Annotated in this window: 22 protein-coding genes; 13 read left to right on the top strand and 9 right to left on the bottom strand. The window is 74.2% G+C overall.

What is annotated here, in order from left to right:
• The first annotated feature begins 176 nt into the window (after nucleotides 1-176).
• The 4 genes from infB to truB all read left to right on the top strand — a co-directional run bounded on the left by infB (nucleotide 177) and on the right by truB (nucleotide 5070).
• Nucleotides 177-3215 (top strand): translation initiation factor IF-2, encoded by a 3039-nt coding sequence (infB, locus tag ABZ249_RS14690; protein WP_355262289.1) that lies wholly within the window; start codon nucleotides 177-179, stop codon nucleotides 3213-3215.
• A gap of 87 nt (nucleotides 3216-3302) precedes the next feature.
• Complete coding sequence (locus ABZ249_RS14685) at nucleotides 3303-3599, top strand: DUF503 domain-containing protein (protein ID WP_220559399.1); 297 nt, start codon at nucleotides 3303-3305, stop codon at nucleotides 3597-3599.
• Between the two features lie 2 nt (nucleotides 3600-3601).
• Nucleotides 3602-4051, top strand: a complete 450-nt coding sequence (gene rbfA, locus ABZ249_RS14680) for a 30S ribosome-binding factor RbfA (protein WP_355262285.1) — start codon at nucleotides 3602-3604, stop codon at nucleotides 4049-4051.
• Nucleotides 4052-4182: 131 nt separating this feature from the next.
• Nucleotides 4183-5070, top strand: a complete 888-nt coding sequence (gene truB / locus ABZ249_RS14675; RefSeq protein WP_355262282.1) for a tRNA pseudouridine(55) synthase TruB — start codon at nucleotides 4183-4185, stop codon at nucleotides 5068-5070.
• A 166-nt stretch (nucleotides 5071-5236) separates the two neighbouring features.
• On the opposite strand, the gene ABZ249_RS14670 is transcribed toward truB, so the two are convergent.
• Nucleotides 5237-6094, bottom strand: coding sequence for an alpha/beta hydrolase (locus ABZ249_RS14670; protein ID WP_355262280.1), 858 nt, complete (start codon nucleotides 6092-6094; stop codon nucleotides 5237-5239).
• 201 nt (nucleotides 6095-6295) lie between these two features.
• Between ABZ249_RS14670 and ABZ249_RS14665 the strand changes: the two genes are divergently transcribed.
• The 4 genes from ABZ249_RS14665 to ABZ249_RS14650 all read left to right on the top strand — a co-directional run bounded on the left by ABZ249_RS14665 (nucleotide 6296) and on the right by ABZ249_RS14650 (nucleotide 11817).
• Complete coding sequence (locus ABZ249_RS14665; RefSeq protein WP_355262277.1) at nucleotides 6296-7243, top strand: bifunctional riboflavin kinase/FAD synthetase; 948 nt, start codon at nucleotides 6296-6298, stop codon at nucleotides 7241-7243.
• A 254-nt stretch (nucleotides 7244-7497) separates the two neighbouring features.
• Nucleotides 7498-7767, top strand: coding sequence for a 30S ribosomal protein S15 (gene rpsO, locus ABZ249_RS14660; protein ID WP_220559404.1), 270 nt, complete (start codon nucleotides 7498-7500; stop codon nucleotides 7765-7767).
• A 302-nt stretch (nucleotides 7768-8069) separates the two neighbouring features.
• Entirely contained in the window at nucleotides 8070-10376 is a 2307-nt protein-coding gene (locus ABZ249_RS14655; RefSeq protein ID WP_220559405.1) for a polyribonucleotide nucleotidyltransferase, read from the top strand.
• Nucleotides 10377-10482: 106 nt separating this feature from the next.
• The gene (locus tag ABZ249_RS14650; RefSeq protein ID WP_355262272.1) at nucleotides 10483-11817 is read left to right on the top strand and encodes a pitrilysin family protein; all 1335 of its coding nucleotides are present in this window, start codon (nucleotides 10483-10485) and stop codon (nucleotides 11815-11817) included.
• A gap of 66 nt (nucleotides 11818-11883) precedes the next feature.
• Here the strand turns inward: ABZ249_RS14650 and ABZ249_RS14645 are convergent, their stop codons facing one another.
• The 5 genes from ABZ249_RS14645 to ABZ249_RS14625 form a co-directional block, all read right to left on the bottom strand.
• Nucleotides 11884-13089, bottom strand: coding sequence for a Dyp-type peroxidase (locus tag ABZ249_RS14645; RefSeq protein ID WP_355262269.1), 1206 nt, complete (start codon nucleotides 13087-13089; stop codon nucleotides 11884-11886).
• A complete protein-coding gene (locus tag ABZ249_RS14640; RefSeq protein WP_355262266.1) occupies nucleotides 13089-13670 on the bottom strand; it encodes a copper chaperone PCu(A)C in 582 nt (193 codons plus the stop codon). The genes ABZ249_RS14645 and ABZ249_RS14640 overlap by 1 nt, the downstream gene beginning before the upstream one ends.
• Nucleotides 13671-13789: 119 nt before the next feature.
• The gene (locus tag ABZ249_RS14635; RefSeq protein ID WP_355262263.1) at nucleotides 13790-14263 is read right to left on the bottom strand and encodes an Hsp20/alpha crystallin family protein; all 474 of its coding nucleotides are present in this window, start codon (nucleotides 14261-14263) and stop codon (nucleotides 13790-13792) included.
• A gap of 15 nt (nucleotides 14264-14278) precedes the next feature.
• A complete protein-coding gene (locus ABZ249_RS14630) occupies nucleotides 14279-15841 on the bottom strand; it encodes a BCCT family transporter (protein WP_355262260.1) in 1563 nt (520 codons plus the stop codon).
• Between the two features lie 237 nt (nucleotides 15842-16078).
• Nucleotides 16079-16480, bottom strand: a complete 402-nt coding sequence (locus tag ABZ249_RS14625; RefSeq protein WP_220565578.1) for a MarR family transcriptional regulator — start codon at nucleotides 16478-16480, stop codon at nucleotides 16079-16081.
• Nucleotides 16481-16715: 235 nt separating this feature from the next.
• Here ABZ249_RS14625 and ABZ249_RS14620 point away from each other — a divergent pair, with 235 nt between their 5' ends.
• The 4 genes from ABZ249_RS14620 to ABZ249_RS14605 are packed head-to-tail and all read left to right on the top strand — an operon-like array spanning nucleotide 16716 to nucleotide 21307.
• Nucleotides 16716-17846 (top strand): polyprenyl synthetase family protein, encoded by a 1131-nt coding sequence (locus tag ABZ249_RS14620; protein WP_355262256.1) that lies wholly within the window; start codon nucleotides 16716-16718, stop codon nucleotides 17844-17846.
• Entirely contained in the window at nucleotides 17843-19333 is a 1491-nt protein-coding gene (gene crtI / locus ABZ249_RS14615; RefSeq protein WP_355262253.1) for a phytoene desaturase family protein, read from the top strand. Before ABZ249_RS14620 ends, crtI begins: the two co-directional genes overlap by 4 nt.
• Nucleotides 19330-20292, top strand: a complete 963-nt coding sequence (locus ABZ249_RS14610) for a phytoene/squalene synthase family protein (RefSeq protein WP_355262250.1) — start codon at nucleotides 19330-19332, stop codon at nucleotides 20290-20292. The genes crtI and ABZ249_RS14610 overlap by 4 nt, the downstream gene beginning before the upstream one ends.
• Before the next feature lie 7 nt (nucleotides 20293-20299).
• On the top strand, nucleotides 20300-21307 hold the full coding sequence (locus tag ABZ249_RS14605; protein WP_355262247.1) for a DUF5914 domain-containing protein: 1008 nt from the start codon (nucleotides 20300-20302) through the stop codon (nucleotides 21305-21307).
• On the opposite strand, the gene ABZ249_RS14600 is transcribed toward ABZ249_RS14605, so the two are convergent.
• Both ABZ249_RS14600 and ABZ249_RS14595 read right to left on the bottom strand, forming a co-directional pair.
• Nucleotides 21271-22845 carry an FAD-dependent oxidoreductase gene (locus ABZ249_RS14600; protein ID WP_355262244.1) on the bottom strand — a complete coding sequence of 525 codons (1575 nt, stop codon included), beginning with the start codon at nucleotides 22843-22845 and terminating at the stop codon, nucleotides 21271-21273. The genes ABZ249_RS14605 and ABZ249_RS14600 overlap by 37 nt on opposite strands.
• On the bottom strand, nucleotides 22842-23585 hold the full coding sequence (locus ABZ249_RS14595) for a class I SAM-dependent methyltransferase (RefSeq protein WP_355262241.1): 744 nt from the start codon (nucleotides 23583-23585) through the stop codon (nucleotides 22842-22844). The genes ABZ249_RS14600 and ABZ249_RS14595 overlap by 4 nt, the downstream gene beginning before the upstream one ends.
• Nucleotides 23586-23640: 55 nt before the next feature.
• Between ABZ249_RS14595 and ABZ249_RS14590 the strand changes: the two genes are divergently transcribed.
• A complete protein-coding gene (locus ABZ249_RS14590; protein ID WP_355262238.1) occupies nucleotides 23641-24888 on the top strand; it encodes a lycopene cyclase family protein in 1248 nt (415 codons plus the stop codon).
• On the opposite strand, the gene ABZ249_RS14585 is transcribed toward ABZ249_RS14590, so the two are convergent.
• On the bottom strand, nucleotides 24818-25744 hold the full coding sequence (locus ABZ249_RS14585) for a MerR family transcriptional regulator (protein ID WP_355262235.1): 927 nt from the start codon (nucleotides 25742-25744) through the stop codon (nucleotides 24818-24820). The genes ABZ249_RS14590 and ABZ249_RS14585 overlap by 71 nt on opposite strands.
• Nucleotides 25745-25760 lie beyond the last annotated feature (16 nt).

The following is a 25760-nucleotide window of genomic DNA, read 5'->3' as shown; positions in this document are numbered from 1 at the left end:
ACCGAGGTCGGCGTGCAGTGCTGCGCGCTGCACGAGTTGTGTACGGCCCATTGTTGTGTAGCGATGAGGAAGCAGGTCGAGATTGCGATGAGCGCCTGATGAGTACGCAGCGATGAGTACGAGCTAACAACGGTCCGGCACGAGCCCATGTCCCGGACCGAAGCTGAAGGAGAGTAGTGGCGAAGGTCCGGGTGTACGAACTCGCGAAGGAGTTCGGAGTAGAGAGCAAGGCCGTCCTGGCCAAGCTCAACGAGATGGGCGAATTCGTCCGTTCGGCGTCCTCGACGATAGAGGCCCCCGTCGTGCGACGCCTGCAGGAAGCTTTCAACAACGGGAACGACGGCGGCAAGAAGGGCGGGGCTCCCAAGCCCGGCCCGCGCGCCGAGTCCTCCGCGGCCCCCAAGCCGGGGCCCGCGCCCAAGCCGGGCCCCAAGCCGGGTCCGGCCGCCAAGCCCGCCCCGCAGTCCCCGGCCGCGCAGCCCCCGTCCTTCCAGGGCGAGCCCGCGCGTCCGGCGGGCCCCAAGCCTGGCCCCAAGGCCCCGCGCGGCGAGTCCGGCCAGCGTCCCGGCGGTGCTCCGCGCCCCGGACCGCAGGGCCGTCCCGAGGGCGGCGCCCCGCGCGGCGACCGTCCCGAGCGCGGTGAGCGCCCGCAGCGCGGCGACCGCGGTCCGCGTCCCGAGGGCCGCAGCCCCCGTCCGGGCCCGCGCCCGGCCGGTCCGCGCCCCGGCAACAACCCGTTCCAGACCAACGCCTCGGGCATGGGTGCCAAGCCGGCCCCGCGTCCGGGCGGCGGCGCCCCGCGTCCGGGCGGTCCCAGCGGCCAGGGCGGTCCCCGTCCCGGCCCGCGTCCGGGCCCGCAGGGCGACCAGCGCGCTCCCCGCCCCGGCGGCGGCGCTCCGCGTCCGGGTGCTCCCGGCGGGGGCGGTCCCCGTCCCGGCCCGCGTCCGGGCCCGCAGGGCGACCGCGCCCCGCGTCCGGGCGGTGCCGCGGGCGTGCCGCGTCCCGGCGGCGCGGCCGGCGCCCCCCGTCCCGGTGGCGGCGCTCCGCGTCCGGGCGGTCCGCGCCCCAGCCCGATGAACATGCCCTCGTCCCGTCCCGCCCCGGCCGGCGGTGCCGGTCGCGGCGGTGCCGGCGGCGGTCGTCCCGGCCCCGGCGGCCGCGGCCGCGGCGGCGCCCCCGCGGGTGCCGGCGGTCCGCGTCCCGGTGGCGGCGGTGGCGGCGGTCGTCCCGGCGGCGGCGGTGGCTTCGGCGGCCGTCCCGGCGGCGGTGGCCGCGGTCGCGGCGGCGGCACGGCCGGTGCGTTCGGCCGTCCGGGCGGTCGTCCCGGGCGTGCCCGCAAGTCCAAGAAGCAGCGGCGTCAGGAGTTCAACGACCTCCAGGCCCCGTCGTTCGGCGGCGTCAAGATCCCGAGCGGCAACGACCAGGTCATCCGCCTGTCCCGCGGCGCTTCGCTGTCCGACTTCGGCGACAAGATCGACGTCAACCCGGCGTCGCTGGTCCAGGTGCTGATGCACCTGGGCGAGATGGTCACCGCGACCCAGTCCCTGCCGGACGAGACCCTGGTGCTGCTGGGCGAGGAGCTCAAGTACCGCATCGAGGTCGTCAGCCCGGAGGACGAGGACCGCGAGCTGCTGGAGTCCTTCTCCATCGAGTTCGGCGAGGACGACGGCACCGAAGAGGACCTGCGTCCCCGTCCGCCCGTGGTCACCGTCATGGGCCACGTCGACCACGGTAAGACCCGACTGCTGGACACCATCCGCAAGACCAACGTCGTGAGCGGCGAGGCCGGCGGTATCACCCAGCACATCGGTGCCTACCAGGTCGCCACCGAGGTGGACGGCGAAGAGCGCAAGATCACCTTCATCGACACCCCCGGTCACGAGGCGTTCACCGCCATGCGTGCCCGCGGTGCGAAGGTCACCGACATCGCGGTCCTGGTGGTCGCGGCCGACGACGGCGTCAAGCCGCAGACGGCCGAGGCCATCGACCACGCCAAGGCGGCCGAGGTGCCGATCGTGGTGGCGGTCAACAAGATCGACGTCGAGGGCGCCGACCCCCAGCGGGTCCGCGCGCAGCTCACCGAGTACGGCCTGGTGGCCGAGGAGTACGGCGGCGACGTCCAGTTCGTGGACATCTCCGCTCTCCGCGGCACCAACATCGACGCCCTGCTCGAGTCGATCGTGCTGACGTCCGACGCGGCCCTGGACCTCCAGGCCAACCCGGACATGGACGCGCAGGGTCTGGCCATCGAGGCCTACCTGGACCGCGGCCGCGGCTCCACGGCCACGGTGCTGGTCCAGCGCGGCACGCTCAACGTCGGCGACTCGATCGTCTGCGGCGACGCCTACGGCCGCGTCCGCGCCATGCTCGACGAGCACGGCCAGAACGTGCAGAGCGCCGAGCCGTCCCGTCCGGTGCAGGTGCTGGGTCTGACCAACGTTCCCAGCGCCGGCGACAGCTTCCTGGTCGTCAAGGACGACCGGGTGGCCCGCCAGATCGCGCAGCAGCGCGAGGCGCGCGAGCGCTTCGCCCAGCAGGCGCGGTCGGCCCGCCGTGTCACCTTCGAGACCTGGCAGGACCACCTCAAGGAGGGCGAGCGCTCCGAGCTGCTCCTGCTCATCAAGGGTGACATGTCCGGTTCGGTCGAGGCGCTCGAGGAGTCGCTGCTCAAGATCGACGCGGGTGGCGAAGAGGTCAACATCCGGGTCATCGGGCGCGGTGTCGGTGCGATCACGCAGAACGACATCAACCTGGCGGCCTCCGCCGACGCCATCATCATCGGCTTCAACGTTCGGCCCGAGGGCAAGAACAGCGAGCTCGCCGACCGCATGGGCGTCGACATCCGCTACTACTCGGTCATCTACCAGGCCATCGACGAGGTCGAAGCCGCCGTCAAGGGTCTCCTCAAGCCCATCTACGAGGAGGTCAAGCTCGGTTCGGCCGAGATCCGCGAGGTCTTCAAGGTGCCCCGGATCGGCAACATCGCCGGTTCGATCGTCCGCGACGGCATCATCCGCCGCAACTCCAAGGCGCGGCTCATCCGCGACGGGGTCGTCATCTCCGAGAACCTCACGGTGGACTCGCTCCGCCGGTTCAAGGACGACGCGACCGAGGTCCGCGAGGGCTTCGAGTGCGGTATCGGTGTCGGCTACAACGACATCCGTATCGAGGACGTCATCGAGACGTACGAGATGCAGGAGAAGCCCCGCGACTAGGAGTCGCGAGGCCTGATCCACCGGGGCCCCGGACACGAGCTGTCCGGGGCCCCGCCTTTGACGGTTCACAACACCACAGGTGATCACTTGTACGTTGGGGCGCTGACCCTGGACGTCCTTCTGGGCGACGTCCACTCGCTCAAACAGAAGCGTTCGGTGGTGCGGCCGGTCATCGCCGAGCTGCGCCGCAAGTTCTCGGTGTCGGTCTCCGAGGTGGGAGAGCACGACCTGTACCGTCGCGCCAAGATCGGCGTCGCGGTGGTCGCCCCCACGGCGGCCCACGCCCGGGAGCAGATGGACACCTGCGAGCGCTTCGTCGCGGGCCGTCCCGAACTGGAGCTGCTGTCCGCCAGGCAGCGGCTCTTCAACGAAGAGGAAGACTGACCATGGTTGACGCCGCACGCGCGCGCAAGATCGCCGACCGCATCCAGCGCATCGTCGCCGAGATGCTGGACCGACGGATCAAGGACCCGCGCCTGGGATTCGTCACCGTGACCGACGCGCGCATCACCGCCGACCTGCGGGACGCCACGGTGTACTACACGGTGTTCGGCAGCGCCGAGGACCGGGCCGCCTCCGCCGCGGCGCTGGAGAGCGCCAAGGGCCTCATCCGCAGCGAGGTGGGCAGGCAGACCGGCATCCGGCACACGCCGAGCCTGACCTTCGTCATCGATGAGGTGCAGGAGAACGCCCAGCACATCGAGGAGCTGCTGGTCAAGGCGCGGCAGTCGGACGCCGAGGTGGCCCAGCGGGCCACCGGCGCCAGCCCGGCGGGCGAGGCCGACCCCTACAAGGCGCCGCGTGAGGCCGAGGACGACGACGAGGACGAGGAGTAGCCCTCCCGTCCCGTGCCGCGGGGAGACCGCGGCCGGAGACGCCGGCCGGGGACCCTCCGGTCCCCGCCGCACGGGCGGCGGCGCTGCGCCGCCGCCCGTTCCCCTTTCCCGACCCCTTCCCGAGGAGACCGATGGCCGAGAGCGGCGTCGTGGTGATCGACAAACCCGCCGACTGGACCTCGCACGACGTGGTCGCCAAGACCCGCGGGCTGGCCCGGACGCGCCGGGTCGGACACGCGGGCACCCTAGACCCGATGGCCACCGGTGTCCTGGTGCTGGGGATCGAGAAGGGCACCAAGCTCCTGGGCCACCTCACCCTGACGGAGAAGGCGTACGACGCCACCCTCCGGCTGGGGCTCACCACCAACACCGACGACGCCGAGGGCGAGCCGGGGGAGCGGGTGGACGCCTCGGGGGTGGCCGACGAGGCCGTCCACGAGGCGGTGCGGGCGCTCACCGGGGAGATCATGCAGGTCCCGCCGCAGGTCAGCGCGATCAAGGTGGACGGCGTGCGGGCCTACAAGTCGGCGCGGAAGGGTCAGGAGGTCGAGCTGAAGGCCCGCCCGGTCACCGTCTCCGCGTTCGAGGTCACCGGCATCCGCCGGGTGTCCGACGAGGCGGGGACGTTCGTGGACGTGGACGCCTCCGTCGTCTGCTCCAGCGGCACCTACATCCGGTCCCTGGCCCGCGACGCGGGCGCCGCCCTGGGCGTCGGCGGCCACCTGACGGCGCTGCGCCGCACCCGGGTGGGCCCCTACGACCTGGCGCAGGCGCGCACCCTGGACCAGCTTGCGGAGGAGTTCACCCAGGTCCCGCTGGCGGAGGCGGTCGCCGCGGCCTTCCCGTCGCGCGCGCTCACCGAGGAGGAGACCCGGCGGGTGCGGCACGGCAACCGGATCGACCCCACCGACCAGGGGCGGGGGCCCATCGGCCTGTTCGCCCCCGACGGCCGGGTGATCGCGCTGGCGGAGAACCGCCGCGACCACATGAAGCCCCTGGTGGTCTTCGAACCCGCCTAGTCCGTGTTCCTTTGAACCTCCGCTGCGCTTCGGCCCGCCCGTAGCCCACCGCCCTCAACGGACGGCCTAGGGCCGCGGGCTTTCCTCGAGGACCGCTCCTCCGGGGCCTCCCGCCGGGCGCCTCGCGAACCCCCGGCGGCACAGGAGAGCGTTCAAAGAACAGGCATCAGACGGCGGGGGCCTCGGCGAGGAAGCCGGCCAGGGCGGCGGTGAGTTCGGCGGGGCGCTCCACCGAGGGCACGTGCCCGGTGTCGGGCAGCTCCAGCAGCCGGGCGCCGGGGATCCCGGCGTGGTAGAGGTCGGCGACCTCCTGGATCTCGCGCACGTCGGACAGGCCCTTGACGACCAGGGCGGGCACGCCGACCTCGGCGAGCCGCCCGTTGGCCGGCGGGTCGATCCACTGCGGCGTGTTGGCCGGGGAGGACCACAGGCGGGCGAACAGCTCGCGCAGCATCAGCAGGCTCAGGTCCCAGGACTCCGGGGGGAGGTCCTCGGGGGAGCGGCCGGGGCCGGCCACCATGAACCGGGCCTGCGCCTGCGCCATCGCGGCCACGTCCGCGGGGTCGGGTTCGGCGTTCCCGGCCCGGTAGCGGGCCAGCCGCTCGGGCGGGACGGCGGGGCCGACGGCGGCGGCCGCCGCGTCCGTGAACGACTGCGGCCACCGGTGGCCGGACATCCCCGGGCAGACCAGGGCCAGGGCGCCGACCCGGTCGGGCGCGGCCAGCGCGGCGTCCACGGCGTGCGCGCCTCCGTACGACGCGCCCACCAGGGCGGCCCGGTCGATGTCCAGGGCGTCCATGAGGTCGAGCAGGTCGCGGTGGTGCTCCACCGGACCCCCGTGGTCGGCGGAGCCGCCGACCCCGCGCCGGTCGTAGCGCACCACCCGGTGGTCCGCGGCCAGCGCGGCGAACTGGTGGTCCCACATGCGCCGGTCGGCCAAGCCCGCGTGCAGCAGCACCACGGCCGGTCCGTCGCCGGCCTCGTCGTAGGCGAGTCGGGTCGAGCCCGTGTCGATCATCGGCATCCGGGCAGGCTAACGACCCCTTCCGCTCCCTGTCGACCCCCTTCTCCCCACCGCAGAACCCCGGCGCCCCCGCCGCACGGCCCGTCCGGGCACGGGCGCCGCGGGGGGCTCGTGTCGGCGGGCGGGCGGCGGACGTGGCAGGCTTGGGGCGAGGGGGCCGCAGGGCCCTCCGCCTGGCCTCGTGACGAAGGGGAGTCGGACGTGCGGCGATGGGACGGGCCGGAGGGCGTGCCCTCCGGATGGGGGCGGTCCGTGGTGGCCGTCGGTGTCTTCGACGGTGTGCACCGGGGACACCGGGCCCTCCTGGCGACCGCGGTCGAACGGGGCCGGGAGCTGGACCTGCCGGTGGTCGTGGTGACCTTCGACCCGCACCCGGAGGCGGTGCTGCGCGGTGTGACCCCGCCGGTGCTCACGCCGGTGGAGCGGCGGATCGAGCTGCTCGGCGGGTACGGGGCGGACGCCGTGTGCGTCATGCCGTTCACCAAGGACCTTTCGGCGCGCACCCCCGAGGAGTTCGTGCGCGGCCTCCTGGTCGACCGGCTGCACGCCGCGGCCGTGGTGGTGGGCGAGGACTTCCGGTTCGGGCACCGGGCCGCCGGAGACGTGGCCGAGCTGGCCCGCCTGGGCGCGGAGTTCGGCTTCACGGCGGACGGGGTCGCGCTGGTCGCCGACGGGGAGGCCATCACCTCCACCCGGGTGCGCGGCCTGCTGGCCGGCGGCGACGTCGCCGGGGCCGCCGCGCTGCTGGGGCGCCCGCACCGGGTCGAGGGCGAGGTCGTGCACGGCGCCGCGCGCGGCCGCGAGCTGCTGGGCTTCCCCACCGCCAACATGGACCTGCCCCCCCACACCGCCGTCCCGGGCGACGGCGTGTACGCGGGCTGGCTGAGCCGGGTCGAGCCGGTCCCGGGCCGCGAGTCGCGCTGGCCCGCCGCGATCTCGGTGGGCACCAACCCCACCTTCGACGGCGCCGAGCGGACCGTGGAGTCCTACGCCCTGGACCGCGACGACCTGGAGCTGTACGGGGTGCGGATGACCGTGGACTTCACCGAGCGCATCCGCGGCCAGGAGCGGTTCGACCGGCTGGACGACCTCATCGTCGCGATGCGGCGCGACGTCGAGCGCTGCCGCGCCGTCCTGGGGGTCTCCTGAACCGGGGAGACCGCCCCCACGCTGCGTGCACGCCCGCGCCCTCCGTGTTTGCGGTAGGGTGGAGTCGTCCACGTGTGCCCCGCACGAGGTCACGGTAGCGTGACCCGAGGGGGAGCGCGATGTCCTCCCGCCGTCGGCGGGAGCCGCGCGGCACACCCGACGGTGACTGTTCGTACGCGTGGTCACCGCGTCTGACCCCGGTCCCTTCCGGCCGGGTTCGCCCTGCGTACCGAATCATTGAGAAAAGGAACGACGTGTCGATCGACGCCGCCACCAAAGAGAAGATCATCGCCGAGTACGCCACCGGCGAGGGCGACACCGGCTCCCCCGAGGTCCAGGTCGCGCTGCTCACGCACCGCATCACCGAGCTCACCGAGCACCTCAAGGACCACAAGCACGACCACCACAGCCGTCGCGGCCTGCTCCTGATGGTCGGCCGTCGCCGCCGTCTCCTCAAGTACATCGCCAAGCAGGACATCACCCGCTACCGCTCGCTGATCGAGCGCCTGGGCCTGCGCCGCTAGGACGTCGGAGGGAGCGGCTTCGGCCGCTCCCCCTTTCTTAGTAGGGTGTACGTGTCGGCGGTCACCGCCGCACCCGCACGCCAACTGAACAGAGACCACCCGCGCCCATCACTCCCTCGGCCGCAGAGTCGAGGCCGGTCCTCGGTAGTGGCCTCCGGAAGGTCCCGTCACGGGACCCCGTGGGCTTCGATCGATGACCGGCCGTCATCAACTCCGGGGCACGGACGCGGGGAACGAACACACGCGCCGGACCAGCGGGTCCGGTGCATCCCAACGCGAACACGTGTAGTAGGAGGTCGCCCATGGAGGGCGTTTACTCTGCCGAAGCCGTCATCGACAACGGCAAGTTCGGCACCCGTACCATCCGCTTCGAGACCGGTCGCCTGGCCCGCCAGGCCGCCGGTTCGGCGACGGTGTACCTGGACGACGAGACCGTCGTGCTGTCCGCCACCACCGCCTCGAAGCGCCCCAAGGACAACCTCGACTTCTTCCCGCTGACGGTGGACGTCGAGGAGCGCATGTACGCGGCCGGCCGCATCCCCGGCTCGTTCTTCCGGCGCGAGGGCCGTCCCTCCGAGGACGCCATCCTCACCTGCCGCCTGATCGACCGGCCGCTGCGCCCGTCGTTCAAGAAGGGCCTGCGCAACGAGATCCAGATCGTCGAGACGATCCTGGCCCTGCACCCGGACCACCTGTACGACGTCGTGGCCATCAACGCAGCCTCGATGTCCACCCAGATCGCCGGGCTGCCCTTCTCGGGTCCGATCGGCGGCGTGCGCGTCGCCCTGATCGACGGCCAGTGGGTCGGCTTCCCGACGCACTCGGAGCTGGACAACGCCACCTTCGACATGGTGGTCGCCGGCCGCGTCCTGGAGGACGGCGACGTCGCGATCATGATGGTCGAGGCCGAGTCCACGGTCCACACCCTCAAGCTGGTCGCCGAGGGCGCCGTCGGCCCCAACGAGCAGACGGTGGCCGAGGGCCTGGAGGCCGCCAAGCCCTTCATCAAGGTGCTGTGCCGCGCCCAGCAGGCCGTCGCGGACCAGACCAGCCGCGAGGAGGGCGAGTTCCCGATCTTCCTCGACTACGAGGACGACGTGTACTCCGCCGTCGACTCCGCCGTGCGCGAGGACCTGTCCAAGGCGCTGACCATCGCGGACAAGCAGGACCGCGAGGCCGAGCTGGACAAGGTCAAGGCCGCCGCGGCCGAGAAGCTCGCCGAGGACTTCGAGGGCCGCGAGAAGGAGGTCTCGGCCGCCTTCCGCTCGCTCACCAAGAACCTGATGCGCGAGCGCGTCCTGCGCGACAAGGTCCGCATCGACGGCCGCGGCCCCAAGGACATCCGCCCGCTGTCCGCCGAGGTCGGCGTGCTGCCGCGCGTCCACGGCTCGGCGCTCTTCGAGCGCGGTGAGACCCAGATCCTGGGCGTCACCACCCTGAACATGCTGCGCATGGAGCAGACGGTCGACACTCTCAACCCCGAGAAGACCAAGCGCTACATGCACAACTACAACTTCCCGCCCTACTCCACCGGTGAGACCGGCCGGGTGGGCTCGCCCAAGCGGCGCGAGATCGGGCACGGCGCCCTCGCCGAGCGCGCCCTGATCCCGGTCCTGCCCTCGCGCGAGGAGTTCCCGTACGCCATCCGCCAGGTCTCCGAGGCGCTGGGCTCCAACGGCTCCACCTCGATGGGCTCGGTCTGCGCCTCCACCATGGCCCTGCTGTCGGCCGGCGTGCCGCTCAAGGAGATGGTGTCCGGCATCGCCATGGGCCTGATCAGCGAGGGCGACGAGTTCGTCACCCTCACCGACATCCTCGGCGCCGAGGACGCGTTCGGCGACATGGACTTCAAGGTCGCCGGCACCCGTGAGCTCATCACGGCCCTGCAGCTCGACACCAAGCTCGACGGCATCCCCGCCGAGCAGCTGGCGCTCGCGCTCCAGCAGGCCCGCGGCGCGCGCCTGGCGATCCTCGACGTCATGCAGGAGGCCATCGAGCGTCCGGCCGAGATGAGCCCGAACGCTCCGCGCATCCTGACCGTCAAGGTCCCCGTCGACAAGATCGGCGAGGTCATCGGCCCCAAGGGCAAGATGATCAACTCGATCCAGGACGAGACCGGCGCCGAGATCACGATCGAGGACGACGGCACCATCTACATCGGTGCCACCGACGGCCCCTCGGCCGAGGCCGCCCGCGACACGATCAACCAGATCGCCAACCCGACGATGCCCGAGGTCGGCGACCGCTACCTGGGCACCGTCGTCAAGACCACGACGTTCGGCGCGTTCGTGTCGCTGCTGCCCGGCAAGGACGGCCTGCTGCACATCTCGCAGATCCGCAAGCTGCACGGCGGCAAGCGGATCGAGAACCTCGACGACGTGATCAGCATCGGCGAGAAGATCCAGGTCGAGATCCGCGAGATCGACGACCGCGGCAAGCTGTCGCTGGTCCCGGTCGAGGTCGTCGAGGCGGAGGCCGCCCAGGCGGCTCCGGCCGCTCCGGCCGAGGGCGACGCCCCGGCCGAGGCCGAGGACAAGGACGGCGACAACGGCGAGGGCGCCCCGCGCCGGCGCCGCCGCCGCTCGAGCAGCCGCTCCGAGAACACCTGATCCGCTCTGAACACGTGAGGGGGCGGTCGCACCGTGGGTGCGGCCGCCCCCACCGCGTATCCTCGGGCGGTAGGTCCCACGCACACGACGCGAAGAAGAAGGATTCATGAGTTCTGTCCCCATCGCCGCCGAGCAGGAGCCGGGCACGACCGTGACGCTGCTGGAAGCGGACGGCGGCTCCGGCCTGGTGCGCCGGACCGTGCTGCCCGGCGGACTGCGCGTGGTCACCGAGCACATCCCGGGCGGGCGCTCCGCCGCGTTCGGGATCTCGGCGACCACGGGCTCGCGCGACGAGGACGCCGCGCACGCCGGTTCGGCGCACTTCCTGGAGCACCTGCTGTTCAAGGGGACCCGGACCCGGTCGGCGCTGGAGATCTCCGCGCTGCTGGACGGGGTGGGCGCCGACCACAACGCCTACACCACCAAGGAGCACACCTGCTACTACGCGAAGGTGCTCGACCGCGACCTGCCGCTGGCCATCGACGTGGTCGGTGACATGGTCGCCAACTCGGTGCTGGACGAGGGCGAGGTGGAGACCGAGCGCGGCGTGATCCTGGAGGAGATCGCCATGTACGAGGACGAGCCCGCCGACCTGGTGGACGACGTCTACGCGGCGCACTTCTTCGGGGACACCCCGCTGGGGCGGCCGATCCTGGGCACCATCGACACCATCAAGGCGCTGCCCCGGGAGCGGATCGCCGAGCAGTACCGGGACGCCTACGTCCCCTCGGAGCTGATCGTCACGGCGGCCGGGAGCCTGGACCACGACCTGGTGGTGGAGCAGGTCCGGGAGATGTTCGCCGAGCGGCTGGCCGCCGCGGGCGACGCCCGCCCGGCGGGGCCGCGCATCGGCGGCGGCCCGGTCCCCACCTTCGGCGGCCAGGTGGTGCAGTCGCGCGACACCGAGCAGGCGCACATCATCCTGGGGTCGGAGGGCATCATGCGCACCGACCCGCGCTGGCACGCGCTGCGGCTGCTCAGCGCCGCCCTGGGCGGCGGCATGTCCTCGCGCCTGTTCCAGGAGGTGCGCGAGAAGCGCGGCCTGGCCTACGCGGTGCACGCCTACCACACCGGCTACGCCGACACCGGGACCTTCCAGATCTACGCGGGCTGCCTGCCGGAGAAGGCCGACGAGGTCATCGGGGTGTGCCGGGACGAGCTGGCCAAGGTGGCGGCGTCGGGGATCACCGACGAGGAGCTGCGCCGGGCCAAGGGGCAGATCCAGGGCTCCCTGGTGCTGGGCAGCGAGGGCACCAACGCCCGGATGGGCCGCCTGCTGGGGCACGAGCTGAACCACCCGCGCCACTTCTCCATCGACGAGGACCTGGCCCGGTTCGACGCCGTCACCGGCGCCGAGGTCGCAGAGGTCGCCGCCGAGCTGCTGTCGCGCCCGCGGGCGCTCGCGGTCATCGGCCCCTACGACGAGGGCCGCACCTTCTGACCTACCGGCCGGCCGTACGGGCCCGCACCCCGCACCGGGCGGGGCGCGGGCCCGCGGCGCGCCCGGTCAGCCTTCGAGCAGGGTGTCCCCGACGTAGCCGCCCTCGGCACAGCCCGGGGGGACGGCGAACACGGCCGAGCCGACGGCGGTGACCCACTCGTTGAGCAGGTCCAGCTCGTCCAGCCGGCGCTGGATGGGGACGAACTGGCGGACCGGGTCGGCCTGGTAGGAGGCGAACAGCAGCCCCGCCTCCGGGGTCCCGTGGTCGCGCAGGTCGTAGTTGTAGCCGCGCCGGAAGATCCGCTCCTCGGGGTCGTCGGTGCGGGAGCGGCGCACGTGGGCGAAGTCCGCGATCACGGTCAGCCCGGTGGCGTCGGTGGCCGCGAGGTCCACCTCGGCGTGCTCGCCGCCGCCGGTCAGCGGCGCCCCGTCGGCCAGGCGGCGGCCGATGACCGCCTCCCGGGCGGGCCGGTCCAGCTCGTCCCAGGTGTCCAGGTGGGTCTCGATGCGCCGCAGCACCAGCCCGGTGCCCCCGGAGAGCCAGGCCGGTCCGGTCTCCCGCCACACCAGGTGGTCGAAGTCGGCGGTCCCCGGGCGCGGGTTGACCGTCCCGTCCACCTGGCCCATGAGGTTGCGCATGGTGGTGCCGTCGGCCTCGGAGCCGTGGGCGCGCCGGAACCCGCTCTGGGTCCACCGGGGCTCGGTGAAGGCGCGCGCGTCCTTGCCGAGCATCCGCACCGCGTGCGCCACCGTCACCGGGTCGTCGGCGCACACCTGGACGAACAGGTCGGCCTGGCCCCAGCGCGGGTCCAGGTCGTCGTGGTCGAACTCCGGGAGCGGCCGCAGCCAGTCGGGCACGGCGTCCGGGTCCACCCGCTCCACCAGGCCCGGGCCGAACCCGAACGTGACGGTCAGGCCCGCCGGGACGGTCGCCAGCTCGGGTTCGGTGTCGGCCAGGGCCGGCTCGCCCCGGGTCAGGCGGGCGGCGTCGTCGCTGAGCAGCCGCATCAGCCGGCGCACCCCCTCGGCGTCCACGTCCCGGCCCAGGTCGAAGGCGGTGAACGCGGCGTGCGCCTGCGGCGGGGTCTCCACCCCGGCCTGGCGGGGCCCGTGGAAGGGCACGGTCCGCTCCCCGTTGAGGGGGAGCGCGGCGGCCTGCGGCGCGGTCGGCGCGCCGGCCGCCCAGCGGTGGGCCAGCGCTCCGCCGACCGCTCCCGCGCCGGCCGCCGCGCCGCCCAGGAGCAGGCCGCGTCTGCTGACGGTCCGGTCCATCAGTGGTCCCCGCCGTCCCCGTGGTCCCCTCCGCCGTGGCCGCCGCCCTCGTACTCCTCGTTGGCCCCCGCGTACTCCTTCACCGGGGCGGTGAACTCCGCCGTCGACCCGTCGGCGAACTCCACCGTGACGGTGGCCTCCGTGCCCGCTTCCAGGTCCTCCGTGAGGCCCATCAGCATGATGTGGTCGCCGCCGGGCGCCAGGGTGCGGGTGCCCCGGGGCTCCACGGGGAACCCGCCGTCGATCTCGCGCATGGTGGATTCGGCGCCCTCGGTGACGACCTCGTGCAGTTCGACCGTCTCCGCCGCCGGGTGCTCGGCCGCCACGATGACGATCTCCGCGTCGGAGCCGTTGGCCACCTCGCCGAACACGGCGGTCATCCCCTCCTCGGCGGTGACGGCCTTGACCCAGGGGTCGGTGATCGAGAAGGCCTCCGCCTGCTCCGCCGCAGGAGAGGGCGGGGCGGACTCCGCGGCCGCGTCCCGGGGCGTGTCGGCCGGGGTCCCCGTGCCGCAGGCGGTGAGGGCGAGGCCGAGCACGGCCGCGATCGGCAGGGCGCGGGCGGTGCGGGTGTACTGCATCGTTCCTCCGATTCGGGGCCGTACCGGAGACGGCCCTTCCGTAATCGGAGTCGTCGTGCGGGGGCGGGCGGTTCCCGCCGGTTCCGGGCGGCGGCGCCCGGGAGGCGCCGCCGCCCGGCTCAGGAGCCCCGTTTGCGCCTGCGGACGGAGATCGTCTTGGGCGCGGCGGCGTTGGCCGCGCCGCGCACCACCACCTCCAGCAGGCCCTCCCCGTAGGAGGCCTCCACGTCGCGTTCGCTGACCCCCTCGGGCAGGGTGATCTCGCGGCGGAAGGTGCCCATGAACCGCTCCGACGAGTAGTAGACGACCGTCCCCTCCTCGTCGCGCCTGCGCTCCCCGCTGATGGTGAGGACCCCGTGGTTGAAGCTGACGGCGACGTCCTCCTCGTACACCCCGGGCACCTCGCAGCGGACGACCAGGTCCTCGCCGCGGGCGAGGATGTCGGTGGGCGGGCTCCAGGCGTCGGCGTAGCCGCGTTCGCGCAGGCCCGTCTGGCTGGTCTCGATCGACGCCATGGCGTCGGAGACACGGTTCATCTCGGTGATCATGTCCACGACCCCGTGGAAGGGGTTGGTGAACTTCTTCGGTGCCATCGCGGGCCCCTTCTGCTAGCGGCCGCCGGGCGGGCGGTAGGACGGCATCTGGTCCTCGGGTTCGTACACGATCTTGGGCCCGTGCCTGCGGGGCTCGTCCTTGAGCGCCTTGGCCAGCCCCCAGCACATGAACAGCAGGATCACCGCGAACGGGAGCCCGGTGACCACCGCCGCCGCCTGGAGCGCGGAGAGGGCGTCGGCCCCGCCCAGGACCAGCAGGACCAGGGTCACGGCGCCCTCGCTGATGGCCCAGAACGCGCGCTGGGCCTTGAGGGGGTTGGGGTCGCCCCCGTTGGTGAGCGTGTCCACGACGAGGGAGCCGGAGTCGGAGGAGGTGATGAAGAAGACCGCCACCACGATGATCAGCAGGACCGAGATGATCACGCCCGCGACCTGGCCCAGGGGCAGCAGCTCGATGAGCCGGAACGCCCGGTCCTCCTCCGCCAGGGCGTTGAGCCCGCCGCCCTCGAACAGGTCGTAGTACAGGCCGGAGCCGCCGAACACCCCGAACCACAGGACCGAGACGATGACCGGTGCGAACAGCGCGCCGATGACGAACTCCCGGATGGTCCGCCCGTAGGAGACGCGGGCCAGGAAGATGCCGACGAACGGCGCCCAGGAGATCCACCAGCCCCAGTAGAAGATGCTCCACGTGGTGGTCCAGCTCGCGGCCTGCTCGTCCATCAGAGAGCTGGGGAAGGACAGGCTCCACGGGACGAGGTTGTCCAGGTACTCGCCCAGGCCCGTGGTGGTGATGCTGATGATCCACAGCTTGGGCCCGAACAGGAAGACGATCAGCATCAGCGCGATCGCCAGCCACAGGTTGATCACCGACAGGCGGCGGATGCCCTTGTCGATCCCGGCCAGGACGCTGAGCAGGGCGATGCCGGTGATGACGATGATGAGCACGGAGTGGACGAGCGAGTTCGACTCGATGCCGAAGACGTGCTGGATGCCGCCGCCGATCTGGAGGGTGCCCAGGCCCAGCGACGTGGCCAGGCCGAAGATCGTGCCGAAGACCGCGAGGATGTCCACGAGGTTGCCGGGCCAGCCGAACGCACGGTCGCCCAGGAGCGGGTAGAGCGCGGAGGCGGGGCGCAGCGGCAGCCCCTTGCGGAACGTGAAGTAGCCGAGCGAGACGCCCAGGGCGATGTAGATCGCCCAGGGGTGGAAGCTCCAGTGGAAGAAGCTCAGGGCCATGGCCTCGCCGGCGGCCTCGACGTGCGGGGCGCCGTCCTCGCCGGGCAGGAACGCGGCCGTCCGGGGCCAGTGCAGGTGGTGGATGGGCTCGGAGACGCCCCAGAACACCAGGCCGATGCCCATGCCCGTCGTGAAGAGCATGGCGAACCAGGCGACGGTCCCGAACTCGGGCCGGGAGTCGTCCGGGCCCAGCCGGATGTTGCCGTACCTGCTGAACATCAGGAACAGGGCCAGGCCGAGGAAGAACGTGGTGGCGAGCACGTACAGCCACCCCAGCCTGGTCCCGATCCAGTCCCGGGTCGCCGTCGCAGCGTCCAGGAGGGGGTCGGTGAACACGATGCCCAGGACCACGAAGGCGAGGATGACGATCCCGGACACCGCGAAGACCGCGGGGTTGGTGTGCTCTCGGATGTAGGTGCGCAGGGTCGAGATGACGACTCCTCCCCAACCTCGGCGGGGGTCCCCGGGTGGAGTGTCGGCCGGGTGCGAAGCCGGATACGGACTGGTCTGTCGGCATCGTAAGAGCGGTTCCGGGGCGGGGCGGTGAGCCGCGCGGGTGCGGAGGGTCGGTGACGGATCACCGCAGAGGTGGACGGATCCGGAGGAAAGGGGTGCTCAGGGCGCTTCGGCGAGCCCGTCCAGGGTGCGGCCGACCCGGCCCAGCCAGTCGACGATGACGGCCAGTTCGTCGTTGGTGTAGCCCTCGTGCAGCGCGGTCATGGCGGCGCGCATCCCGGGGGCGGTCTCGGGCGCCCGGAGTTCGGCGCTCTCGGTGAGGCGCACGGCGACCTTGCGCCGGTCCTCGGGGTGCCGGGTGCGCTCGACCAGGCCGTGGGCCTCCATCCGGTCGATCACGCCGGTGACCGAGCCGGTGGACAGGCACAGACTGGAGGCGATCTCTCCGGGTGTCATCGTGCCCGCGACCCGCAGCAGCGTGTAGCACTGGAAGTCGGTGGGGTTCATCCCGGAGCGGTCGGCCATCCGGTGCAGGAGCTTGATGAGCCGGACGGCGAGCATCTGCCCGTCGTTCTGGAGGGACCGGTAGTGGCCGAACCTCACCGCGGCCTCGTCGGGCCCGGTGGGGGAGGTGGTCGACACGGTGTCCACGGTTCCTCTCTCCCCGGTGTTCGGACTTCGGTCACTCCGAGTCTACGGCCAACGGAACCCCCGGTTCTTCCACGCGGGGGCCGGGGGAACGAAGGCAATAGCTCGGTTGCCGAGATTCATGTTTTCCGAGATAATTGTCCATGACATGACCCGTCCAGGGGAGGCAGACATCGAACCGGTTCTGAACGGTCCCGGCGCACTCCGAATCCACCACGTCCACGGCGACCCGCGGCCGGCACTCGACCAGGTGCTCCGCGACCACCTGCACCGCCGCCTGCTCGGGGCCGAACGGACCGACCCCGAGTTCGCCGCCGGGGCCGCCGCGCAGACCGCGGCCTTCACGCTGGAGGGCGGCAAGCGGCTGCGCTCCTCGCTGGCCTGGTGGGGCTGGCGCGCCGGCGGCGGCCCGGTGTCCGGCCCCGTCGCCCACCACGCCCTGGTCGCCTGCGCGTCCCTGGAACTGCTCCAGACCTGCGCCCTGGTCCACGACGACGTCATGGACGGTTCCGCGACCCGGCGCGGCGCGCCCTGCGTCCACCGGCGGCACGAGGACGAGCACCGCGAGAACGCCTGGTCGGGGGAGGCGAGGCGCTACGGCGAGTCCCTCGCCGTCCTGGTCGGCGACCTCGCCCTGGCCTGGGCCGACGACATGCTCGCCGAGGCCCTGCCCGGGGTGCCCCGCCCGGAGGCGGGCCGCGCGGTCTGGCGGGAGATCCGCACCGAGATGATCGCCGGACAGTTCCTGGACGTGCGCGGACAGGCGAGGGGGTCCCGTTCGGAGTCCCTCGCGCTGCGCATCGACCGGCTCAAGACCGCCTCCTACACCGTGGAGCGCCCGCTGCACCTGGGGGCCGCCATGGCCGGAGCGCCCCCGGCCGTGGCCGAGGCGCTGCGCTCCTACGGGCGGGACGTCGGCGTCGCCTTCCAGCTCGCCGACGACCTGGCCGGCGCCTACGGCGACAGCGGGTCCACGGGCAAACCCGTCGGCGACGACCTCCTGGAGGGCAAGACCACCCTGCTGCTGGCGCTCGGCACCCGCCTGGCGCGAGAGAGCGGCGACACGGCGGGCCTGGACGTGCTGGAGCGGGTCGGGGCGGGGGCCGACCCGGCGGAGGCCGCCGCCGTGCTGGAGAGCCTGGGCGCCCGGGAGCTGGTCGCCGAGCACTGCCGGGGCCTGGCCGCCCGCGGCGTCTCCCACCTGGACGGGATCGACCTGCCCGAACCGGTGCGCGACGTCCTCGCCGGCCTGGCCGCCCGACTGGGGGAGGCCGCGTGAGCCGCCGCACCGCACCCGGCCGGGGCCGGGTCGTCATCGTCGGCGCGGGGCTGTCCGGCCTGGCCTGCGCCCTGCACCTGCTGGGGGCCGGGCGGGAGGTCACGGTCCTGGAGCGCGACACCCATCCGGGGGGCCGGGCGGGCCGCCTGGACCTGGACGGCTTCCGGATGGACACCGGGCCCACCGTGCTGACCATGCCCGAACTCCTGGACGAGGCCCTGGGGGCGGTCGGCGAGACCACCGCCGACCGCCTCGACCTGGTCCCACTGCACCCCGCCTACCGCGCCGGCTTCGCCGACGGCTCCACCATCGACGTCCACACCGACGCCGACGCCATGGCGGCCGAGGTGGCACGGGCGGCCGGCGAGCGCGAGGCCGACGGCTACCTCCGGCTCCGCGACTGGCTCACCCGCCTCTACCGGGCCGAGATGGGCACCTTCATCGACGCGCAGTTCGACTCGCTGCTGGACCTCGCCCGGCCGGACCTGGTGCGGCTGGCCGCCCTGGGCGGGTTCGGGCGGCTCTCCCGGGCGGTGGGGCGGCACGTGCGCGACGAGCGCCTGCGGCGGATCTTCTCCTTCCAGGCCCTGTACGCGGGCGTGGCGCCGGGGCGGGCCCTGGCCGCCTACGCCGTCATCGCCTACATGGACACCGTGGCGGGCGTGTACTTCCCGCGCGGGGGCATGCGCGCCCTCGGCGACGCCCTGGCGGGCGCGGCGGCCAAGGCCGGGGGAGTGCTCCGCTACGGCGACGCCGTGGCCTCCCTGGAACGCTCCGGCGACCGGGTCACCGCCGCCGTCACGGAGTCGGGTGAGCGCTTCCCCTGCGACCAGGTGGTGGTCACCGCCGACCTGCCCGCGGCGTACCGGCTGCTGGGCGGCGCCCCCCGGCGCCGTATCCCGCTCCGCTACTCGCCGTCCGCCGTGGTCCTGCACCTGGGGGTGGACCGCACCTGGGAACGGCTGGGGCACCACACGATCTCCTTCGGCGGCGCCTGGGAGCGCACCTTCGACGAGATCATCCGCGAGGGGCGGGTGATGGGGGACCCGTCCCTGCTGGTCACCCGGCCCACGCACACCGATCCGTCCCTGGCCCCCGCCGGGCACGAGTCCCTGTACGTGCTGGCGCCCGCGCCCAACCTGGCGGCCGGCGGCATCGACTGGGACGCCGAGGGGCCGCGCTACCGCGACCACCTGGTGTCCACCCTGGAGGAGCGCGGCCTCACCGGCCTGGACGCGGCGGTCCGGACCGAGCACCTGGTCACCCCTGCGGACTGGGCCCGGCGGGGGCTGGCGCACGGCACGCCCTTCTCGCTGTCGCACACCTTCGCCCAGACGGGGCCGTTCCGGCCCCGCAACACCGTCCCCGGCCTGGCCAACGTCGCCCTGGCCGGGTGCGGGACCACGCCCGGGGTCGGCCTGCCGACCGTGCTGATCTCGGGGAAGCTCGCCGCCGCCCGCGTGGTGGAGCGAACGGGGGGACGATGAGGACCGCCACCGCAGAACTCGACGCCGCCGGGATCGCCCCGGAGGACCTGCGCCGCGCCTACCTGCGCTGCCGTGAGCTGCACGCCCGCCACGGGCGCACCTACTTCACCGCCACCCGGGTCCTGCCGCCGGACCGGCGGCCCGGGGTGCACGCCCTGTACGGGTTCGCCCGCTGGGTGGACGACATGGTGGACGAGCCCGGGCCCGGTGCCACGCCCGCCGGGCAGGCGGCCCGGCTGGACGCGGTCGACGCCGACCTGGGCCGGGCGCTGGGCGGCGGCGAGCCCGGCGACCCCGTGCTGCGTGCCCTGGCGCACACCGTGCGGAGGTACCGCCTCCCGGCCGCGCACTTCACCGCGTTCATGCGCTCCATGCGCATGGACCTCACCGTGACGGACTACCGCGACCTCGACCACCTGCGCGAGTACATGTACGGGTCGGCGGCGGTCATCGGCCTCCAGGTTCTGCCCGTGCTGGGCACCGTGGTGCCGCGGGAGGAGGCCGAGCGGCCCGCGGCCGCACTGGGCGAGGCCTTCCAGCTCACCAACTTCCTCCGCGACACCGCGGAGGACTTCGACCGGGGGCGCGTGTACCTGCCGGCCGACGTGCTGGCCGACCACGGGGTGGACCGCGACCTGCTGGCGCACTGCGCCCGCACCCGTCGGCCCGACCCGCGCGCCCGCCGGGCGGTCGCCGCCCTGGTCGAGGTCAATCAGGGGTTCTACCGGGAGGCCGAGCCCGGCATCGCCATGCTCGATCCGGTGGCCCGTCCGTGTGTCGCCACGGCGTTCCGGCTCTACCGCGCCATCCTGGACGAGATCGCCGCCGCCGGCCACGACGTGTGGAGCACCCGCCACCGGGTCTCCGAGGCCCGCAAGATCGCTGCGGCGGTGCCCGCCCTGGCCCGGTCGATGCTCGCCCGGACGGTCCCCCGTCCCCGTCCGGTACCCGAAAGGTAGGCCCGACGTGACCCTGCCCGATCCGACCCCCCGCCGCGTCCCGCTGCGGCGCATGCCCGCCACCGCCTGGACCGCGCAGGACCCGACCTGGCGCGAGGGGTCGCCCGGCGTCATCGCCGCCGCCCTCAAACGGGCGCTGGCACGGCCCTCGGGCAACTGGTACGTGCTGGCCGCCTCCCGCGAGGTCCGCGCCGACCGGCCCTTCGGGCGGGTCGTCGGGGGCGTCGAGCTCGTCGCCTGGCGCACCCCCGACGGCACCGCGCACGTCGCCCCGGGGGCCTGCCCGCACCTGGGCGCCCCCCTGTGCCGCGGGGCCGTCGACGACGGGCGCCTCGTGTGCCGCTGGCACGGGCTGTCCCTGGGCGCGGACGGCTTCCCCGGCTGGAGTCCGTACCCGGCCCACGACGACGGGGTGCTGGTGTGGGTGCGCCTGGACCGCGTGGGCGGCGAGGCGCCGCTGGACGCGCCGGTCGTCCCCGAGCGCCCCCCGCTGGAGAAGGCGGTCAGCGCGGTGGAGAGCCTGGCGGGCCGGTGCGAGCCGGAGGACGTGGTGGCCAACCGGCTCGACCCCTGGCACGGGTCGTGGTTCCACCCCTACAGCTTCGTCGGCCTGCGCGTCACCGAGGTGCCCGAGGGGCCCGACCCCGACCCGGACCGGATGGTCGTCGAGGTGGGGTTCAAGGTGGCGGGCCGCTGGGGGGTGCCGGTGCGGGCGGAGTTCCACTGCCCGGAGCCGCGCACCGTGGTCATGCGCATCATCGAGGGCGAGGGCCTGGGCAGCGTGGTCGAGACGCACGCGACGCCGCTGGGCACGGACGCCCGCGGCGTGCCGCGGACCGCGGTCGTCGAGGCGACCGTGGCCGCCTCGGACCGGCCGGGCTTCCTGCTGGCCCGCCGCCTGTCCGCCCTGGTCCGCCCGGCCGTGCGGGCGGCCGCCCGCCGCCTGTGGCGCGACGACCTCGCCTACGCCGAGCGCCGCTACCTCCTCCGCTCCACCGGCCGCTTCCCCGGCTGACCGGGCGAGGCCCCCCGGGAGAGGCGGGCGAGGGCGCGGGCGGGGGCCAGGCGGCCGCGGCGGGGCACGGTCCACAGGGTGTGGCCGGGCAGGCCCCAGCGGGACAGCAGCGCATTGGCGGCGAGCAGGCCGCCGGCGGCCGCGCGCTCCATGAGCGCGACCGGCAGGCCGGTGCGGACGTGGTCGCCCGCCATCACCAGGAACGGGTCCGGGGTGGCCGTCCCCGGCCGGTCGCGGTACGAGCCCGGCGTGAACAGCGGACAGTCCGCGCGCAGCTCGTGCCGGGCGTCCACCACGCCGGCGGAGGCCAGCTCCGGGTACACCGCGACCGCCTGCTCCCACAGGCGTTCGCGCTCGCGGTCGGGGTCGCAGCCCTCGGGCAGGGCGTAGGCGTGCAGCTCCACCACCGAGCCGCCGGCGCGGTCGGCCCACTCCCGTTCCCCGTCCCGGTACCGCTCCAGGACGCTGATGTTGTCCAGCGTCGGGTACCCGGCCGTGCCCAGGAAGGCGGGCCGGTGCGGCCGCACCGGCCGGTCCAGCCAGTACCGCGACACCAGGAACGGCGGTGCCGACTCCAGCCGGGCGATCCGGGACCGCCAGGCGGCGTCCCCCAGGCCGGGCGACGCGGCGACCAGGGAGCGCGTCCCCGGCACGTCCGCGGCCAGCACCACGGCGTCGAACTCCCCGTGCCCGGGCAGCGCGAAGCGCCGCTGCGAGCCCGGCCCGACGCGCTCGACCGGCACGCCCGTGCGCACCTTGGCGTCCAGCCCGGCCAGGTACCGGACCAGCGGCTCCCACAGCGACTCCGGGAACGGCCCGCGCGGCACGTCGAACACCAGGCCCTCGGCCGAGCCCAGGAAGTACAGGTGGAACATCACCGCCAGCTCCGCCGCGGAGAGGCGGTCGGTCGAGGCGAAGAAGCTGCGCGTGAACACCTCGAACGCCAGGTGCCGCGCCGTCGGCGGGAACCGGATCGCCTCCAGCAGGTCCCGCGCGCTCATGTGGTCGAGCCGCTCGTACACCCCCGGAACGTCCACGTCGAGCAGCTGCAGCGCGGCCGGGACGTTGACCCGGGCCAGGTCGAGCGGCGGGAAGCTCGGGCTGGTGGCGGCCAGCACCAGCGCGTTCCACGGCGGGGTCGCGGGCAGGCCGGAGAAGCGGTCGCGCGGCCCGTCGCGGTGGACCAGCGGGTAGTCGGCCAGGGGGACGAGCGCGTCCAGCGCCGGGTCGGCCCGGCGCAGCAGCCCGCGCAGGTTGTAGTACTGGCGGAAGAAGGCGTGGAAACCGCGGTCCATCGCCGCCCGGGAGCCGTCCGCCAGGGTGGTCTCCCAGCCGCGCAGCCGCCCGCCCGGGGACTCCTCGCGCTCGAACACCGTGACCCGCACGCCGCGCTCGGCCAGCCCGCAGGCCGCCGCCAGCCCGGCGATCCCGCCGCCGACCACCGCGGCCTCGGGCGCCTCCGCGGTGCGCGGGCCGGCCGGCGGCGCGGGCGGGACCTCCTCGGCGAGCCGGTCGCGGACGTCCACCGGGCGGCTCACCGGCCCCCCTCCCGCCGCATGCCCGCGAACGTGTGCGTGATGCCGTACTCCCAGCCCGGCATCGGGGCGGAGGCCACCGACACCAGCCCCGCGCGGCGCATCCGCTCCAGCAGCGCCCGGCGGCCGTCGAAATCCAGGACGCTGCGCCACAGGTACCGGAACAGGGTCCCGTCACCCGAGAGCACCCGTCCGGCGGGGATGATCACGCCCCGGCACACGGCCGTCCACACGGCCCGCGCCACCGCCGAGTCGGCCACGGAGTACTCGTGCAGCACCAGCCGGCCGCCCGGGCGCAGCAGGTCCCGCATCACCTCCAGCGCCCGGTCGGGGTCGGGGCAGTTGCGGATCAGGTACGCCCCGAACACCGCGTCCGCCGGCCCGCCCAGGCGGTCGGCCGCCCACTGCGGTGTCAGCTCCTCGACCCGCGCGTGGTGGAACGACACCGTGTCGGGCCAGTCCTTGGCCCGGGCGGCCGCCAGCATCCCCTCCGAGGCGTCCACGCCGACGATCCGGGCCGTGGGCACGGTGTCGAGCAGGGCCGCCGTGGAGGCCCCGGTCCCGCAGCCCAGGTCCAGGATCCGCGGCTCGGGGGAGAGGGCCCCGGGGTCCAGCCTCCGGGCGGAGAGCCGCAGGTGGGCGTGGTAGCCGGGGCTGCCCGCCACGAGTCTGTCGTAGGCGGCCGAGGCGAGGTCGAACCCCTCCGTGACCGCTCCGTCCTGTTTGGCTCGGGTGGTGTCCACACGTCCTCCGGGTGCGCGCTGGCCTGTGTGCGGCATCCCCGGCAGAGTGGGGGCCATGAACGATCATGACGTGGTGATCGTGGGCGGGGGAGCCGCAGGCCTCACCCTGGCCCACCGCCTGTCGGGCGTCAATCACCCCGACGGGGCCCCCGTGCGTGTCGCCCTGGCGGAGCCCCCGCGCGGGCCGCACACCCCGCCCCCGCGCACCTGGTGCTTCTGGGAGCCCGACGGCGGCGAGTGGGACGGCCTGCTGGCCGCCCGGTGGCGGAACCTGACCGTCGTGGGGCCGGACGGCGACGCCCGCACCGCGCCCGCCGACCCCTTCGTGTACAAGATGCTGCGCTCCGCCGACCTGGAGGCCCGGGTGCGGTCCGGCTTCGGGGACCGGGTGGCGGAGGTGCCCCTGCTGGTGGACGCGGTCCGGGACGGGGCCGACCGCGCCGTGGTGGAGGGGGTGATGCCCGACGGCTCCCCGGCCAGGCTGACCGCCCGGTGGGTGTTCGACTCCCGGCCGCCCCGCCCCCTGCCGACGGGCCGCACCCTGCTGCTCCAGCACTTCCGGGGCTGGTTCGTGCGCACCCCCGCCGACGCCTTCGACCCGGAGGCGGCGGTGCTGATGGACTTCACCCCGCCCCAGCCGGAGAACGCGGTGGCCTTCGCCTACGTGCTCCCGCTGTCGGCGCGCGAAGCGCTGGTGGAGTACACCGAGTTCGGGCCCGCGCCGCTCACCGCCGCCGAGTACGACCGCCGCCTGGCAGACCACTGCGCCCGCATGGGCCTGGCGGGGTTCGAGGTCACCGCCGCCGAGCAGGGCGTCATCCCGATGACCGACGCGCCCTTCCGCACCCGGGCCGGGCGGCGGGTCTTCCGGATCGGCGGGGCGGGCGGGGCCACCCGGCCCTCCACCGGCTACACCTTCAGCGGGGTGCTGCGCCAGACCGCCGCCGTGGCCGCGGCCCTGGAACGCGGGGCCGTGCCGGTCCCCCCGGTCCCGCACCGGCGCCGCCACCTGGCCATGGACGCGGTCCTGCTGCGCGCGCTGGCCACCGGTCGCGTGCGCGGCGCGGACTTCTTCACCCGCCTGCTCGCCCCGGACCGGCTCGGCGACGTGCTGGCCTTCCTCGACGGCGGCACCCGGCTGTCCCGCGAACTGGCGCTGGGCCTGCGCACCCCGGTCGTCCCGATGTCCCTGACCGTGCTGGACCAGCTGGGCCACGCGGTGCGCACCGCGCTCAGCCCGGGTCGAGCGCCAGCACCGCCTCCGGCAGGGAGTTCAGATGGCCGCCCCCGGACCGCGCGGTGAGGGAGCGCCAGCCGCCCCCGGCCGTGTACACCCGGACCGCCTGGGGCGACTCGGACGCGGCCAGCACCGTCGCGCGCAGCGCCGCCAGGTCGGACCGCCCGCCCACATGGGACCAGAGCACCACGGCCCGGGGCGCGGTCCGCCGCACGGTCCGCGCCGCGGCGTCCGCCGGCGTGCAGGCGCCCAGGACCCGGTGCGTCAGGCCGCGTTCGCGCAGGGCGGCGGCCAGCGCCTCGACCGGGAGGCTGTGCGTCTCCTCGGGCCCGCAGGCCAGGACCACCGGCCTCTGCCCCGTCCGCGGCGGGCCGCCGGGCGGGGGGACCCGGCGCAGCGCCGAGGACACGCACCACGACAGCAGGTGCTCCACCTCCACGTAGCGGCGGGTGTCCTCCCACTTGCGGCCCATCCCGTACAGCAGCGGCATGACCAGCCCCTCCCAGGCGGCCACCACGCCCTCGGCGCGCAGCGCGCGCTCGACCAGCGCCTCCACGAGCTCGGAGTCCATGCGCACCGCCGCCCGGGCCACCCCCTGGAGGCGGGACGCCCCGCCCGCCGCGAGCGCGTCCCCACGCGCCCCGGAGTCCCGTCCGTCGCGCGGCGCGGGCACGGACCCGGGCCGGGCGGTGACACCGCCCCCGGCCAGCACGCGTTCGGCCGCGACCGCCGGGGCCAGCCCCTCGCCCACCAGCCGGCACAGCTCCCGCAGCCGGTCCACGTCCTCGGGCGTGTAGCGGCGGTGCCCGCCGGGGCTCCGCTCGCGCGGCCCGATCCCGTACCGGTGGTCCCAGCTGCGCAGGGTGGACGGAGCGACCCCCAGCATCCGGGCGGTCGCACCGGGGGTCAGGGTCTCCGCCATGGCATCCCAACCGTTG

The organism is Nocardiopsis sp. NPDC006139, from assembly GCF_040614155.1.
GTDB lineage: Bacteria > Actinomycetota > Actinomycetes > Streptosporangiales > Streptosporangiaceae > Nocardiopsis > Nocardiopsis changdeensis.
Note: the sequence above shows the minus strand (reverse complement) of the source record. Positions and strands in the feature narration are given on the sequence as shown.

Bases quoted from the DNA above. Each gene is read 5' to 3' on its own strand.
- ABZ249_RS14655 (WP_220559405.1), top strand. From the start codon at position 8,070: ATGGAGGGCGTTTACTCTGCCGAAGCCGTCATCGACAACGGCAAGTTC.
- ABZ249_RS14590 (WP_355262238.1), top strand. From the start codon at position 23,641: ATGAACGATCATGACGTGGTGATCGTGGGCGGGGGAGCCGCAGGCCTC.
- ABZ249_RS14670 (WP_355262280.1), bottom strand. From the start codon at position 6,094: ATGCCGATGATCGACACGGGCTCGACCCGACTCGCCTACGACGAGGCC.
- truB (WP_355262282.1), top strand. From the start codon at position 4,183: ATGGCCGAGAGCGGCGTCGTGGTGATCGACAAACCCGCCGACTGGACC.
- ABZ249_RS14620 (WP_355262256.1), top strand. From the start codon at position 16,716: ATGACCCGTCCAGGGGAGGCAGACATCGAACCGGTTCTGAACGGTCCC.
- rbfA (WP_355262285.1), top strand. From the start codon at position 3,602: ATGGTTGACGCCGCACGCGCGCGCAAGATCGCCGACCGCATCCAGCGC.
- ABZ249_RS14625 (WP_220565578.1), bottom strand. From the start codon at position 16,480: ATGCTCGCCGTCCGGCTCATCAAGCTCCTGCACCGGATGGCCGACCGC.
- ABZ249_RS14585 (WP_355262235.1), bottom strand. From the start codon at position 25,744: ATGGCGGAGACCCTGACCCCCGGTGCGACCGCCCGGATGCTGGGGGTC.
- ABZ249_RS14640 (WP_355262266.1), bottom strand. From the start codon at position 13,670: ATGCAGTACACCCGCACCGCCCGCGCCCTGCCGATCGCGGCCGTGCTC.
- ABZ249_RS14635 (WP_355262263.1), bottom strand. From the start codon at position 14,263: ATGGCACCGAAGAAGTTCACCAACCCCTTCCACGGGGTCGTGGACATG.
- ABZ249_RS14610 (WP_355262250.1), top strand. From the start codon at position 19,330: ATGAGGACCGCCACCGCAGAACTCGACGCCGCCGGGATCGCCCCGGAG.
- ABZ249_RS14650 (WP_355262272.1), top strand. From the start codon at position 10,483: ATGAGTTCTGTCCCCATCGCCGCCGAGCAGGAGCCGGGCACGACCGTG.
- ABZ249_RS14645 (WP_355262269.1), bottom strand. From the start codon at position 13,089: ATGGACCGGACCGTCAGCAGACGCGGCCTGCTCCTGGGCGGCGCGGCG.